The organism is Enterobacter cloacae complex sp. SHL009 (genome assembly GCF_049237205.1).
Classification (GTDB): domain Bacteria; phylum Pseudomonadota; class Gammaproteobacteria; order Enterobacterales; family Enterobacteriaceae; genus Enterobacter; species Enterobacter cloacae_M.
The window spans coordinates 654,290-667,335 of the sequence record NZ_JBMKIW010000001.1 but is presented as its reverse complement, the minus strand read 5'-3'; the positions used below and the strand labels follow the sequence as shown (position 1 = coordinate 667,335).

Annotated in this window: 14 protein-coding genes; 13 read left to right on the top strand and 1 reads right to left on the bottom strand. The window is 57.1% G+C overall.

Annotated elements, in window-relative coordinates; all coding sequences use genetic code 11:
* Positions 1-38: 38 nt before the first annotated feature.
* From malX to add, 3 genes are all read left to right on the top strand, one after another.
* Positions 39-1,631: a maltose/glucose-specific PTS transporter subunit IIBC gene (malX, locus tag ACOTZC_RS03335; RefSeq protein WP_421635582.1), complete on the top strand. Its 1,593-nt coding sequence runs from the start codon at positions 39-41 to the stop codon at positions 1,629-1,631.
* Between the two features lie 48 nt (positions 1,632-1,679).
* The gene (locus ACOTZC_RS03330; RefSeq protein WP_421635581.1) at positions 1,680-2,852 is read left to right on the top strand and encodes a MalY/PatB family protein; all 1,173 of its coding nucleotides are present in this window, start codon (positions 1,680-1,682) and stop codon (positions 2,850-2,852) included.
* Positions 2,853-2,948: 96 nt separating this feature from the next.
* The gene (gene add / locus ACOTZC_RS03325) at positions 2,949-3,950 is read left to right on the top strand and encodes an adenosine deaminase (protein WP_045353860.1); all 1,002 of its coding nucleotides are present in this window, start codon (positions 2,949-2,951) and stop codon (positions 3,948-3,950) included.
* 52 nt (positions 3,951-4,002) lie between these two features.
* On the opposite strand, the gene ACOTZC_RS03320 is transcribed toward add, so the two are convergent.
* On the bottom strand, positions 4,003-5,043 hold the full coding sequence (locus ACOTZC_RS03320; protein WP_045401352.1) for an oxidoreductase: 1,041 nt from the start codon (positions 5,041-5,043) through the stop codon (positions 4,003-4,005).
* 243 nt (positions 5,044-5,286) lie between these two features.
* On the opposite strand from ACOTZC_RS03320, the gene blr reads away from it, so the two are divergent.
* The 10 genes from blr (at position 5,287) to nth (ending at position 12,755) form a co-directional block, all read left to right on the top strand.
* On the top strand, positions 5,287-5,412 hold the full coding sequence (gene blr, locus ACOTZC_RS03315; RefSeq protein ID WP_168112406.1) for a division septum protein Blr: 126 nt from the start codon (positions 5,287-5,289) through the stop codon (positions 5,410-5,412).
* A 231-nt stretch (positions 5,413-5,643) separates the two neighbouring features.
* A complete protein-coding gene (gene ydgT, locus ACOTZC_RS03310) occupies positions 5,644-5,859 on the top strand; it encodes a transcription modulator YdgT (protein ID WP_013096896.1) in 216 nt (71 codons plus the stop codon).
* Between the two features lie 86 nt (positions 5,860-5,945).
* The gene (locus ACOTZC_RS03305) at positions 5,946-6,386 is read left to right on the top strand and encodes a DUF2569 domain-containing protein (protein WP_023311379.1); all 441 of its coding nucleotides are present in this window, start codon (positions 5,946-5,948) and stop codon (positions 6,384-6,386) included.
* Between the two features lie 76 nt (positions 6,387-6,462).
* Complete coding sequence (rsxA, locus tag ACOTZC_RS03300; protein ID WP_014883581.1) at positions 6,463-7,044, top strand: electron transport complex subunit RsxA; 582 nt, start codon at positions 6,463-6,465, stop codon at positions 7,042-7,044.
* A complete protein-coding gene (rsxB, locus tag ACOTZC_RS03295; RefSeq protein ID WP_023311378.1) occupies positions 7,044-7,622 on the top strand; it encodes an electron transport complex subunit RsxB in 579 nt (192 codons plus the stop codon). Before rsxA ends, rsxB begins: the two co-directional genes overlap by 1 nt.
* Complete coding sequence (gene rsxC, locus ACOTZC_RS03290; RefSeq protein ID WP_163353721.1) at positions 7,615-9,750, top strand: electron transport complex subunit RsxC; 2,136 nt, start codon at positions 7,615-7,617, stop codon at positions 9,748-9,750. The genes rsxB and rsxC overlap by 8 nt, the downstream gene beginning before the upstream one ends.
* Entirely contained in the window at positions 9,751-10,803 is a 1,053-nt protein-coding gene (rsxD, locus tag ACOTZC_RS03285) for an electron transport complex subunit RsxD (RefSeq protein WP_421635580.1), read from the top strand.
* 10 nt (positions 10,804-10,813) lie between these two features.
* Positions 10,814-11,434, top strand: a complete 621-nt coding sequence (gene rsxG, locus ACOTZC_RS03280; protein WP_045401359.1) for an electron transport complex subunit RsxG — start codon at positions 10,814-10,816, stop codon at positions 11,432-11,434.
* A gap of 2 nt (positions 11,435-11,436) precedes the next feature.
* Positions 11,437-12,123, top strand: a complete 687-nt coding sequence (locus tag ACOTZC_RS03275; RefSeq protein ID WP_023311374.1) for an electron transport complex subunit E — start codon at positions 11,437-11,439, stop codon at positions 12,121-12,123.
* On the top strand, positions 12,120-12,755 hold the full coding sequence (gene nth, locus ACOTZC_RS03270; RefSeq protein ID WP_008500570.1) for an endonuclease III: 636 nt from the start codon (positions 12,120-12,122) through the stop codon (positions 12,753-12,755). Before ACOTZC_RS03275 ends, nth begins: the two co-directional genes overlap by 4 nt.
* Positions 12,756-13,046: the final 291 nt, after the last annotated feature.

The following is a 13,046-nucleotide window of genomic DNA, read 5'->3' as shown; positions in this document are numbered from 1 at the left end:
AGCAGGCAAACTGATTTTAACAATAAAGGAGTCGTTTTATGACGGCGAAAGCAGCACAAAAAATATCGCTGTGGGAATTTTTCCAGCAACTGGGTAAAACCTTTATGCTGCCCGTGGCACTCCTCTCGTTCTGCGGGATCATGCTCGGGATCGGCAGCTCGCTGAGCAGTAAAGACGTCATCACGCTGATCCCGTTCCTCGGTACCCCGGTGCTGCAGGCGATCTTCATCTGGATGAGTAAAGTCGGCTCCTTTGCGTTTAGCTTCCTGCCCGTGATGTTCTGTATTGCTATCCCGCTGGGCCTGGCGCGCGAAAATAAAGGCGTCGCGGCGTTTGCCGGGTTTGTGGGTTACGCCGTGATGAACCTGGCGGTTAACTTCTGGCTGACCGCGAAAGGCATTCTGCCGACCACCGACGCCGCCGTGCTGAAAGCCAACAACATTCAGAGCGTGATCGGCATCCAGTCTATTGATACCGGGATCCTCGGGGCAGTGATCGCGGGTGTGATTATCTGGATGCTGCACGAGCGCTTCCACAATATCCGGCTGCCGGATGCCCTGGCCTTCTTCGGCGGTACCCGCTTCGTGCCGATTGTTACCCTGGTGGTGATGGGCCTGTTTGGTCTGATCATTCCGCTGATCTGGCCGGTCTTCGCGATGGGCATCAACGGCATCGGCCGCATCATCAACGGCGCGGGAGATTTCGGTCCGATGATCTTCGGCACCGGCGAGCGTCTGCTCCTGCCGTTTGGCCTGCAGCATATCCTGGTGGCCCTGATTCGCTTCACCGAAGCGGGCGGTACGATGGAGGTATGCGGTCACGACGTGAGCGGCGCGCTGACCATCTTCCAGGCGCAGCTGAGCTGTCCGACCACCCACGGCTTCTCGGAAAGCGCCACCCGCTTCCTGTCTCAGGGTAAAATGCCTGCCTTCCTCGGCGGCCTGCCAGGTGCCGCGCTGGCGATGTACCACTGCGCGCGCCCGGAAAACCGTCATAAAATTAAAGGCCTGCTCATTTCCGGCGTGATCGCCTGCGTCGTGGGCGGAACCACCGAGCCAATCGAATTCCTGTTCCTGTTCGTCGCACCGGTGCTGTACCTCATCCACGCGGTGCTGACCGGTCTGGGCTTTACCGTGATGGCGGTGCTGGGCGTGACCATCGGCAACACCGACGGCAACGTGATCGACTTCGTGGTGTTCGGGATCCTGCACGGCCTGTCCACCAAGTGGTACCTGGTGTCGGTCGTGGCGGCTATCTGGTTTGCGGTTTACTACGGCATCTTCCGCTTCGCCATCACCCGCTTTAACCTGAAAACGCCTGGCCGCGATACCGATACGGCGAGCAGCGTTGAACAGGCGGTTGCCGGGACCGTGGGCAAATCCGGCTACAACACACCGGCCATTCTGGCGGCGCTGGGCGGTGCGGATAACATCACCTCGCTCGATAACTGCATCACCCGCCTGCGTCTGTCGGTGGCGGATATGTCAAAAGTGGATACCAACGCCCTGAAAGCCAACCGGGCCATCGGCGTGGTACAGTTAAATCAGCACAATTTGCAGGTGGTTATCGGCCCGCAGGTCCAGTCGGTGAAGGATGAGCTGGCAACCCTGATGCGAACAGTTGAAGCCTGATGCCTCAGCCCCCTCTCATGAGGGGGTTTTACTTTAAGGACTCACGTCATGTTTGATTTTTCTACCGTCGTGGATCGACACGGCACCTGGTGTACGCAGTGGGACTACGTCGCCGACCGCTTTGGCGCGGCCGATCTGCTGCCCTTCACCATCTCGGATATGGATTTCGCCACCGCGCCCAGCATTACCGACGCGCTGCATCAGCGCATTAATCACGGCGTGCTGGGCTACAGCCGCTGGAAGAACGAGGAGTTTCTCGCCGCCGTCGCGCACTGGTTCCAGCAGCGCTTTAACAGCACGATTGATACGGAAACCGTCGTTTATGGTCCTTCCGTTATCTACATGGTGTCAGAGCTGATTCGTCTCTGGTCACACCCAGGCGACGGCGTAGTGGTTCACACCCCGGCATACGACGCGTTTTACAAAGCTATTGAAGGGAATGCGCGTCATGTGGTGCCCGTGGAGATGGAAAAGCACGCCGCAGGCTGGCAGGGAAATATGGCTGCGCTGGAAGCGGCCCTGGCAAAACCTGAAAACAAAATTTTGCTGCTGTGCAGCCCGCAAAACCCAACCGGCAAGGTCTGGACGAGGGACGAGCTGACGCAGATGGCTGAACTGTGCGCACGCAATGACGTGGCGGTTATCAGCGATGAAATTCATATGGACATGGTGTGGGGAGAGCATCGTCACACGCCGTGGAGCGCGGTGGCGCGCGGCAAATGGGCGCTTCTCACCTCCGGCTCGAAAAGCTTTAATATTCCGGCGCTGACGGGCGCTTACGGCCTTATTGGTGATGAGGAGAGCCGTAACGGTTATCTCAGCGCACTAAAAGGCCGGGACGGGCTCTCTTCTCCTTCCGTGCTGGCGCTAACGGCGCATATCGCCGCCTATCAGCAGGGAGGGCCGTGGCTGGATGCCCTGCGGGGATATCTGGAAGAGAATCTGTTGTATATCGCGCAGGAAGTAAACCGCGCCTTTCCGAAACTGAACTGGCAGCCGCCCGAAGCGACCTACCTGGCCTGGATTGACCTGCGCCCGCTGAACATTGACGATCGGGCGCTGCAAAAAGTGCTAATCGAGCAGCAAAAAGTCGCCATCATGCCGGGATATACCTACGGCAAAGAGGGAAACGGCTTTGTTCGCCTGAACGCCGGCTGTCCACGCAGCAAGCTGGAACAAGGGGTGCAACGCCTCATTGCCGGGATTAACACGCTCCTGTAATCAATTTGCGCAACGGAATATTCCCTTGCGCAAATAGCTTTTTACCCCGTTTTGTTTTTATAATATGGCGCACTTTAACCAGAAAAGAGTGCGACCATGATTGATACACGCCTGCCTTTAACTGATATTCATCGTCACCTTGACGGTAACATTCGTGCCCAAACCATCCTCGATCTTGGCCGCCAGTTCAATTTAACGCTTCCTGCGCAGACGCTTGAGTCGCTGATCCCTCACGTACAGGTGACCTCCAATGAACCGGACCTGGTCAGCTTCCTGAGCAAACTCGACTGGGGCGTGAAGATGCTGGCCTCGCTGGATGCCTGCCGCCGCGTGGCGTTTGAAAACATTGAAGATGCGGCCCGTAACGGCCTGCATTACGTCGAGCTGCGCTTCTCGCCGGGCTATATGGCGATGACCCACAACCTGCCCGTTGCAGGCGTGGTGGAAGCCGTGATTGAAGGCGTCCGCGAAGGATGTAAAACCTTCGACGTTCAGGCCCGTCTGATTGGCATTATGAGCCGTACGTTCGGCGAAGCCGCCTGCCTGCAGGAGCTGGAAGCGCTGCTGGCCCATCGCGATGCCATCACCGCCGTCGATCTCGCCGGTGACGAGCTGGGCTTCCCGGGCAGTCTGTTCCTCTCCCACTTCAACCGCGCGCGCGATGCCGGCTGGCACATTACCGTGCATGCGGGTGAAGCGGCTGGCCCGGAAAGCATCTGGCAGGCCATCCGAGAGCTGGGCGCCGAGCGTATTGGTCACGGCGTGAAGGCGGTAGAAGATCGCGCCCTGATGGATTTCCTGGCGGAGCAGCGCATCGGGATTGAGTCATGCCTGACGTCTAACATTCAGACCAGCACCGTCGCAACGCTGGCGCATCATCCGCTGAAAACGTTCCTTGAACACGGCGTGCTGGCCTCGCTGAACACGGACGATCCGGCAGTACAGGGCGTGGATATCATCCACGAGTACAACATCGCCGCACCGCAGGCGGGGCTGAGCCGCGAGCAGATCCGTCAGGCGCAGATCAACGGGCTGGAGATCGCTTTCCTGACGCCTGAAGAGAAGCAGGCGCTTAAAGATAAAGTGGCTCGCGGTTGAGCATTTGCCGGGTGACGGCTACGCCTTACCCGGCCTACAAAAATATTTAAAATTATGCCAGACAGAGCGTGGCGCGATGTTTGGCAGATTCAATACCCAGCTCAATCAGCTCCATAATCTGAATCGCCTGGCTGGCCGGAACAGGATTTTCGCCCGTGCCGCTCAGCGCATCGCGGATGCCCGCGTAATAGGCCGGATAGTTGCCCGGGATCGTCAGCAAGGTCTCCTCTACCAGTTCCTCACCTTCCACCCGCGTTACCACGCCGTCGCGCATATCATAGCCCCAGTCTTCCTGCGGCAAACGTTCACCGCTTTTCAGCCGGTCCTCCTGCGGATCGAGGCCAAACTTCACGTAGCTCCCGCGCGTACCGTGAATAATGTAGCGGGCCGATTCCGCGGCCGCGACCATCGTGCCGTGCAGCACAACCCGCCGCTGCGGGTAGCTGAGCACCGCGTGGAAGTAATCGGTCGTCTGCGCTCCGGGCCGGAGCTGGGCCAGATCGACCGTCATGCTCACCGGCAGACCAAAAAGATTGACCGCCTGATCCAGCAGATGCGGGGCTAAATCGTACCAGATGCCGCTGCCTGGACCAGCCTGCTCGCGCCAGCGGTTTCGTACCTGCGGACGGAAGCGGTCAAAGTGCGATTCAAAGAAGAGGATCTCCCCTAGCGTGCCTTCACTGAGAAGCCTTTTTACCGTCAGAAAGTCGCTGTCCCAGCGGCGGTTATGAAACACCGACAGCAGCCTGCCGAGACTCTTTGCCAGCGCATCCAGCTCGCGAGCCTGAGACAGCGTGACGGTAAAGGGCTTATCGACCACCACGTGTTTACCGGCCTCCAGCGCGGCCTTTGCCAGCGGAAAGTGGGTGTCGTTCGGGGTGGGGATAACGATTAAATCGATATTCGGATCGTTGAAAAGGTGTTTTGGCTCAGAGACAACCGGCACGGAAGGCCAGTCGGCATGGACTTTAGCGGCATCGCTGCTGGATACCGCAGCCAGGGTCATCCCCGGCATTCCGGCTATCAGAGGCGCATGAAACGTTTTGCTTGCATACCCGTAGCCGATAAGCCCAACGCGGATATTATCACTCATAGTGCCGTCCTCTTTTATGACGTTCTTATTTCACACTGGCTAGCCTGGCATTACCACAGATTAATAATGTGCCATATGACTTAAAATAGCAGGTTGTACGGGTTGTTTTTGTTACATAGTATTAACCCACTGATTTTGTTTAAGGGAACCGTTCCCAAAGCGCTTGCCGTCGGGGAAACGTCGCTGTAACATTTGCGACCTGTATTTATGGATAAAGTACAACTACGAATCATGACGTCAATTATTAATCGAATCATTGAATTAGCGGGATGGATTGTTCTTGGGGTTTCGGTCATTTTGCTGGGTGTTGCCAGCCATATCGATAACTACCAGCCGCCGGAGCCTGTCACAGTCGCCCAACCTAAGTAACCGGTTACTGCAATAAAGAGTGACATAATATGTCAGTTACTTATTGCCAGCCCTGGTGAACACGGTTAACCTTCTCTTCCAGGCATCGTCTGATGCCTGAATTTCAGCAAAGAAAACTCCTAATTTCGTCGCGTTACCTGAGTGGGCTGTTTACGTCTTTATTAATCCGTTTATTATTCGAACGAATTACCTTAACTGGTATTACTCACTTTTATATGGAAACTTATTAATATGACAGTTCAGGACTATTTATTAAAATTTCGCAAGATCAATTCGCTTGAGAGCCTGGAAAAACTGTTTGACCATCTGAACTACACCCTGTCGGATAATCAGGACATCATTAATATGTATCGCGCCGCTGACCATCGCCGTGCGGAGCTGGTTTCCGGAGGTCGTTTGTTCAACGTGGGTGAAGTGCCTAAGTCCGTATGGCGTTACGTTTTATAAGAAAGTAGCCATCCGCGCGAAATGTTATATACTCTCCGCCCTGCAAACTGGCTGTACAACATTTCGCGCAGATTATGGGAGAGTTCATGACCGCAACGCCTGGAGAACGCATTGGAGGCTGGTTAATCGCCCCACTGGCATGGCTGCTGGTTGCCTTATTAAGCGCATCGCTTGCGCTGCTGCTGTATACCACCGCACTGATTACCCCTCACGCCATCCAGACACTGATGTCGCAAAGCGTGCTGAATATTGCGATGTGGTTTGTGTCGTTCGTTTTCGCAATTGGAATGTGGTACTACACCCTGTGGTTGACCATCGCTTTCTTTAAGCGCCGCAAAAGTGTACCTAAACACTACATTATCTGGCTGCTGATTTCGGTTCTGCTGGCGGTGAAAGCCTTTGCTTTTTCGCCCGTATCAGACGCTCTGGCCGTTCGTCAGCTGCTTTTCCCGTTACTGGCCGCCGCGCTGCTGGTCCCCTATTTCAAGCGTTCGACGCGGGTAAAAAACACCTTCGTGAACCCGTAATAACCTTACAGATAACCTGTTGTCGCCTGCGTGAGTTTGTCCGATAATAGGCGGCTTTTTTATTTCAGGCTAAATAATGACCGATTACTTACTGCTCTTTGTCGGCACCGTGCTGGTTAACAACTTCGTTCTGGTGAAGTTCCTTGGCCTGTGCCCGTTTATGGGCGTGTCCAAAAAGCTGGAAACGGCGATGGGCATGGGGCTGGCGACAACCTTCGTCATGACGATGGCGTCCATCTGCGCGTGGTTGATTGATACCTGGATCCTCATCCCGCTGGGGTTAATCTATCTTCGTACGCTGGCTTTTATTCTGGTCATTGCGGTTGTTGTGCAATTTACTGAAATGGTGGTGCGTAAAACCAGCCCGGCCCTCTATCGCCTGCTGGGTATCTTCCTGCCGCTGATCACCACCAACTGTGCCGTTCTCGGCGTTGCGCTGCTGAACATCAACCTTGGCCATAACTTCATGCAGTCGGCGCTGTACGGTTTTTCCGCCGCCGTCGGTTTCTCATTTGTTATGGTCCTCTTCGCGTCGATTCGCGAGCGTCTGGCGGCAGCGGATATCCCTGCTCCCTTCCGCGGTAACGCGATTGCGCTGGTGACCGCGGGTTTAATGTCTCTGGCCTTTATGGGCTTTAGTGGTCTGGTGAAGTTGTAATGAATGCTATCTGGATTGCCATCGCCTCTATCAGCGTCCTGGGGTTGGTGTTTGGCCTTATCCTGGGTTACGCCTCCCGCCGTTTCGCGGTAGAGGACGATCCTGTTGTTGAAAAAATTGATGAGCTTTTGCCGCAAAGCCAGTGCGGGCAGTGCGGCTACCCGGGCTGCCGTCCCTACGCTGAAGCGGTAGGCATTCAGGGTGAAAAAATTAACCGCTGCGCCCCCGGCGGCGAAGCGGTGATGCTGAAAATTGCGGCCCTGCTTAACGTCGATCCACAGCCCGTTGATGGCGATGCGGAGGTGCAGGAGCCGGTTCGCGCCCTCGCCGTGATCGACGAGGCAAACTGCATCGGCTGTACCAAATGTATTCAGGCCTGCCCGGTTGACGCCATTGTTGGCGCCACCCGCGCCATGCACACCGTCGTGGCGGATCTGTGCACCGGCTGTAACCTCTGCGTGGCCCCCTGCCCGACGCAATGTATTGAGCTGCGCCCGGTTGAAACGACTACCGAAAGCTGGAAGTGGGATCTTCAAACCATTCCGGTTCGCATCATTCCTGTGGAACAACATGCTTAAGTTATTTTCTGCTTTCAGAAAAGATAAGATTTGGGACTTTGACGGCGGTATCCATCCGCCGGAGATGAAAACCCAGTCCAACGGCACGCCGCTGCGTCAAATTCCGCTGGCGACGCGTTACGTCATGCCGCTCAAACAGCATATTGGCGCTGAGGGCGAGCTGTGCGTGAAAGAAGGCGATACGGTTCTTCGCGGTCAGCCGCTGACCTTTGGCCGTGGACGCATGCTGCCGATACACGCCCCTACCTCCGGTAAAGTGGTGGCGATTGCCCCTCATACGGTGGCTCATCCGTCCGCGCTGTCGGAGCTGAGCGTGATCATTGAAGCCGACGGCGAAGACCGCTGGATTGAACGTGACGGCTGGAGCGATTACCGCAGCCAGAGCCGCGAAGCGCTTATCGAGCGTATTCATCAGTTCGGCGTCGCCGGGCTGGGCGGCGCGGGCTTCCCGACCGGCGTCAAGCTGCGCGGCGGTGGCGATAACATCCAGACGTTGATTATCAACGCCGCCGAGTGCGAGCCCTATATCACCGCCGACGATCGTCTGATGCAGGATTGCGCCGCTCAGGTGGTGGAAGGCATCCGCATCCTGGCGCACATTCTTAAGCCGCGGGAAGTGCTGATTGGTATCGAAGACAATAAACCGCAGGCCATCTCGATGCTGCGCGCCGTGCTGGCGGGCAGTCACGATATTAGCCTGCGCGTTATCCCGACCAAGTACCCTTCTGGCGGCGCAAAACAGCTGACGCAAATTCTCACCGGCAAGCAGGTGCCGCACGGCGGACGCTCTTCGGATATCGGCGTGCTGATGCAAAACGTCGGCACCGCCTATGCGGTGAAACGCGCGGTGATTGACGGCGAGCCGTTGACCGAACGCGTGGTGACGCTGACCGGCGAGTCGGTTTCCCGTCCGGGCAACGTCTGGGCGCGTCTGGGTACGCCGGTGCGCCATCTGCTGGAACAGGCTGAATTTTGCCCGACCAGCGACCAGATGGTGATCATGGGCGGCCCGCTGATGGGCTTTACGCTGCCGTGGCTGGACGTTCCGGTAGTGAAAATCACGAACTGTCTGCTCGCCCCTTCCCCAACCGAAATGGGTGAAGAACAGGAAGAGAAAGGCTGCATCCGCTGCAGCGCCTGCGCCGATGCCTGCCCGGCGGATCTGCTCCCGCAGCAGCTGTACTGGTACAGCAAAGGCCAGCTGCACGACAAGGCAAAATCCCATAACCTGGCCGACTGCATTGAATGCGGCGCCTGCGCCTGGGTCTGCCCAAGCAACATTCCGCTGGTGCAATACTTCCGTCAGGAGAAGGCCGAGATTTATGCCATTTCCATGGAAGAAAAACGCGCCGCGGAAGCCAAGGCACGTTTCGAAGCGCGTCAGGCGCGACTGGAGCGCGAAAAAATCGCCCGTCAGGAACGCCATAAGCAGGCCGCCGTTCAGCCTGCCGGGAAAGATCAGGATGCGATTAACGCCGCACTGGCGCGCGTTCGTGAGAAAAAAGCCGATGCCGCCCAGACGGTAGTGATCCAGGCCGGGGAAAAACCGGATAACAGCGAAGCGATTGCCGCTCGCGAAGCGCGAAAGGCTGCGGCTCGCGCGCGTCAGGCGGAAAAAGCGCAAACGGTTCAGGCAGATACTGAGATCGACCCGCGTAAAGCGGCCGTTGAAGCGGCGATTGCGCGCGCCAAAGCCCGCAAATCGGGTGAGCAAAGCGTGGTCATCGAGCAGGATGCGGTCGATCCGCGCAAAGCCGCCGTTGAAGCAGCGATTGCCCGGGCCAAAGCCCGTAAGGCTGCGCAGCAGGCGCCAGAGGCAGTATCAGAAGCAGAAGCACCACCGGTCGACCCGCGTAAAGCCGCCGTAGAAGCGGCAATTGCACGGGCTAAAGCCCGTAAGGCTGCGCAGCAGGCACCAACGGTAGTATCAGAAGCAGAAGCACCACAGGTCGACCCGCGTAAAGCCGCCGTAGAAGCAGCGATTGCCCGCGCCAAAGCCCGTAAGGCAGCGCAGCAGGAAGAGCAGCCGCAGGCCGCCAACGATGACCCGCGCAAGGCCGCCGTCGCCGCCGCCATTGCGCGCGTTCAGGCGAAGAAAGCCGCACAGCAAGCCGTAAACGAGGATTAAATGGTTTTCAGAATCGCAAGTTCCCCCTACACCCACAACCAGCGTCAGACATCACGCATTATGATGCTGGTCTGCCTGGCCGCGCTGCCGGGCATTGCCGTTCAGTGCTGGTTTTTCGGCTGGGGAACCCTGTTCCAGATAGCCCTGGGCTGCGCCAGCGCCGTCGCGGCGGAAGCACTCGTCCTGAAGCTGCGTAAGATGGCGGTGTCACGCATTCTGGCTGACAACTCCGCGCTGCTGACCGGCCTGCTGCTCGCCATCAGTATTCCGCCGTTTGCCCCGTGGTGGATGGTCGTGCTCGGTACCGTGTTTGCCGTGATCATTGCCAAACAGCTGTACGGCGGGCTCGGCCATAACCCGTTTAACCCGGCGATGATTGGCTACGTGGTGCTGCTGATCTCCTTCCCGGTGCAGATGACCAGCTGGCTGCCGCCGCACGAGATTGCGGCCACGGTTCCGGGCTTTATGGATGCCCTGCACGTTATCTTTACCGGCCATACGGCGCCGGGCGCTGACATGAACGCGCTGCGCATGGGCGTGGACGGCATCAGCCAAGCGACGCCTCTCGATACCTTTAAAACGTCCCTGCATGCCGGGCACAGCGTTGAGCAGATTATGAAATCCGCGATTTACAGCGGCATGCTGGCGGGTGCAGGCTGGCAGTGGGTCAACCTGGCGTATCTGCTGGGCGGCCTGTTCCTGCTGCAGCAGAAAGCCATTCGCTGGCATATTCCGGTCAGCTTCCTCGTGACGCTGGCGGTTTGCGCCACGCTGGGATGGGTATTCTCTCCTGAATCACTCGCCAGCCCGCAGATGCACCTGCTCTCCGGGGCGACCATGCTGGGTGCCTTCTTTATCCTGACGGACCCGGTTACGGCGTCAACGACTAACCGCGGCCGCCTGATCTTCGGCGCGCTGGCAGGCCTGCTGGTATGGCTGATCCGCAGCTTTGGCGGTTACCCGGACGGCGTCGCGTTTGCCGTCCTGCTCGCCAACATTACCGTTCCGCTCATCGACTATTACACGCGTCCGCGCGTGTACGGCCATCGCTAAGGGTTTCGCCATGTTAAAAACGATGCAAAAACACGGCGTCACGCTGGCTGTCTTCGCCGCGGTCCTGACCGGGCTGACGGCCCTGGTTAACTCGTTAACCAAAACGACCATCGAAGAGCAGGCTTCAAAGCAGCAAAAGGCGCTGTTCGATCAGGTGATCCCATCAGATTTCTACGATAATGACCTGCAAAAGAGCTGCTTTGTGGTAGACGCGCCGCAGCTTGGGAAAGGCTCTCACCGCCTCTTTATTGCCCGCAAAGGGGATAAACCGGTAGGCGCGGTGATGGAAGCGACGGCGCCCGACGGCTATTCCGGCGCCATTCAACTGCTCGTCGGCAGCGATTTCTCCGGCACAATACTGGGTACCCGCGTGACGCAGCATCATGAAACGCCGGGCCTGGGCGATAAAATTGAAACCCGTCTGAGCGACTGGATTTTGCACTTCGCCAGTAAAGTTATCCATGGCGAAGGGGATACCGCGTTTGCGGTGAAGAAAGATGGCGGCGAGTTCGACCAGTTCACCGGCGCGACCATCACGCCGCGCGCCGTGGTGAACGCCGTAAAACGAGCCGGGCTGTATGCCGAAACGCTGCCCGCGCAAATCAACAATCTTCCGGCCTGTAGGGAGTAATCATGAGCCAGGTTAAAGAGGTTATTGTCCAGGGGTTGTGGAAGAACAACTCCGCGCTGGTCCAGCTTCTGGGGATGTGCCCACTGCTGGCGGTAACGTCCACCGCCACCAACGCGCTCGGTCTGGGTCTGGCAACCACGCTGGTGCTGACCCTGACCAACCTCTCCATCTCCGCCCTGCGCCGCTGGACGCCGTCGGAAATTCGTATTCCGATTTACGTCATGATCATTGCGTCTGTTGTTAGCGTCGTACAAATGCTCATCAACGCTTACGCATTCGGCCTGTACCAGTCGCTTGGGATCTTTATTCCCCTTATCGTCACCAACTGTATCGTCGTTGGCCGTGCGGAAGCGTTCGCGGTGAAAAACAGTCCCGCCATGTCGGCGCTGGATGGTTTTTCCATTGGAATGGGCGCCACCTGCGCCATGTTCGTGCTGGGCTCGCTGCGCGAGATCCTCGGTAACGGTACGCTGTTTGACGGCGCAGATGCGCTGCTGGGCGGCTGGGCCAAAGCGCTGCGCGTTGAAGTGTTCCACACCGATACGCCATTCCTGCTGGCAATGCTGCCCCCTGGCGCGTTTATTGGCCTTGGCATGATGCTGGCGATAAAATACCTGATTGATGAGAAACGTAAGCGCCGCGCGGCTGAGCGTAGCGTTCTGGAAGGGACACCCGAGAAGGCTTCATGAATAAAGAAAAGCGCATTGCGATCCTGACCCGTCTGCGGGACGAGAACCCGCATCCGACGACGGAGCTGAACTTTACCTCCCCGTTTGAGCTGCTGATCGCGGTGTTGCTCTCTGCGCAGGCGACCGATGTGAGCGTCAATAAAGCCACTGCCCTGCTTTATCCGGTCGCCAATACGCCAAAAGCCATGCTGGAGCTGGGCGTGGAAGGCGTGAAGTCCTATATCAAAACCATCGGCCTGTTTAACAGCAAAGCCGAGAACGTCATTAAGACCTGCCGGATCCTGCTGGAACAGCACGGGGGCGAAGTACCGGAAGATCGCGCCGCGCTGGAAGCCTTACCGGGCGTGGGGCGTAAGACTGCGAACGTGGTGCTCAACACCGCGTTTGGCTGGCCGACCATCGCCGTGGATACGCATATTTTCCGCGTGTCTAACCGGACTAACTTCGCGCCGGGGAAAAATGTTGAGCAGGTCGAAGAGAAGCTGTTAAAGGTGGTTCCGGCCGAATTTAAGGTTGATTGCCATCACTGGCTGATTCTGCACGGTCGCTATACCTGTATTGCCCGTAAGCCTCGCTGCGGCTCCTGCATTATTGAAGATCTCTGCGAATACAAAGAAAAAGTGTATCCCTGATCGTCACAACCCTTACCAAAAGAAGGGCTACCAGGCACCCTTCTTTTGGCCGTTATTTGTCCGTCTTTCGTTCCCCCTGACCTGTCACTTGTTCGGTTGTTTAACGCTCAAACAGGTTAATACTTTTTTCATAGCCAAAAATTTCTATACATCTGTGATCGCGATCACCCTGATAACTTCATGTTGAATTTTTGTTGTCAAAACCCGCCTAAACCCTTTGTCTGACAAGATACTCTCCTTCCATTGCCGAAGATAAGACCAGCTATTTTTCAGAATATGGGCTATATCACT

Coding starts and splice junctions, on each gene's coding strand:
- add (WP_045353860.1), top strand. CDS start 2,949: ATGATTGATACACGCCTGCCTTTAACTGATATTCATCGTCACCTTGAC.
- rsxA (WP_014883581.1), top strand. CDS start 6,463: ATGACCGATTACTTACTGCTCTTTGTCGGCACCGTGCTGGTTAACAAC.
- ACOTZC_RS03305 (WP_023311379.1), top strand. CDS start 5,946: ATGACCGCAACGCCTGGAGAACGCATTGGAGGCTGGTTAATCGCCCCA.
- ACOTZC_RS03275 (WP_023311374.1), top strand. CDS start 11,437: ATGAGCCAGGTTAAAGAGGTTATTGTCCAGGGGTTGTGGAAGAACAAC.
- ACOTZC_RS03330 (WP_421635581.1), top strand. CDS start 1,680: ATGTTTGATTTTTCTACCGTCGTGGATCGACACGGCACCTGGTGTACG.
- rsxC (WP_163353721.1), top strand. CDS start 7,615: ATGCTTAAGTTATTTTCTGCTTTCAGAAAAGATAAGATTTGGGACTTT.
- ACOTZC_RS03320 (WP_045401352.1), bottom strand. CDS start 5,043: ATGAGTGATAATATCCGCGTTGGGCTTATCGGCTACGGGTATGCAAGC.
- rsxD (WP_421635580.1), top strand. CDS start 9,751: ATGGTTTTCAGAATCGCAAGTTCCCCCTACACCCACAACCAGCGTCAG.
- ydgT (WP_013096896.1), top strand. CDS start 5,644: ATGACAGTTCAGGACTATTTATTAAAATTTCGCAAGATCAATTCGCTT.
- malX (WP_421635582.1), top strand. CDS start 39: ATGACGGCGAAAGCAGCACAAAAAATATCGCTGTGGGAATTTTTCCAG.
- rsxB (WP_023311378.1), top strand. CDS start 7,044: ATGAATGCTATCTGGATTGCCATCGCCTCTATCAGCGTCCTGGGGTTG.
- rsxG (WP_045401359.1), top strand. CDS start 10,814: ATGTTAAAAACGATGCAAAAACACGGCGTCACGCTGGCTGTCTTCGCC.
- nth (WP_008500570.1), top strand. CDS start 12,120: ATGAATAAAGAAAAGCGCATTGCGATCCTGACCCGTCTGCGGGACGAG.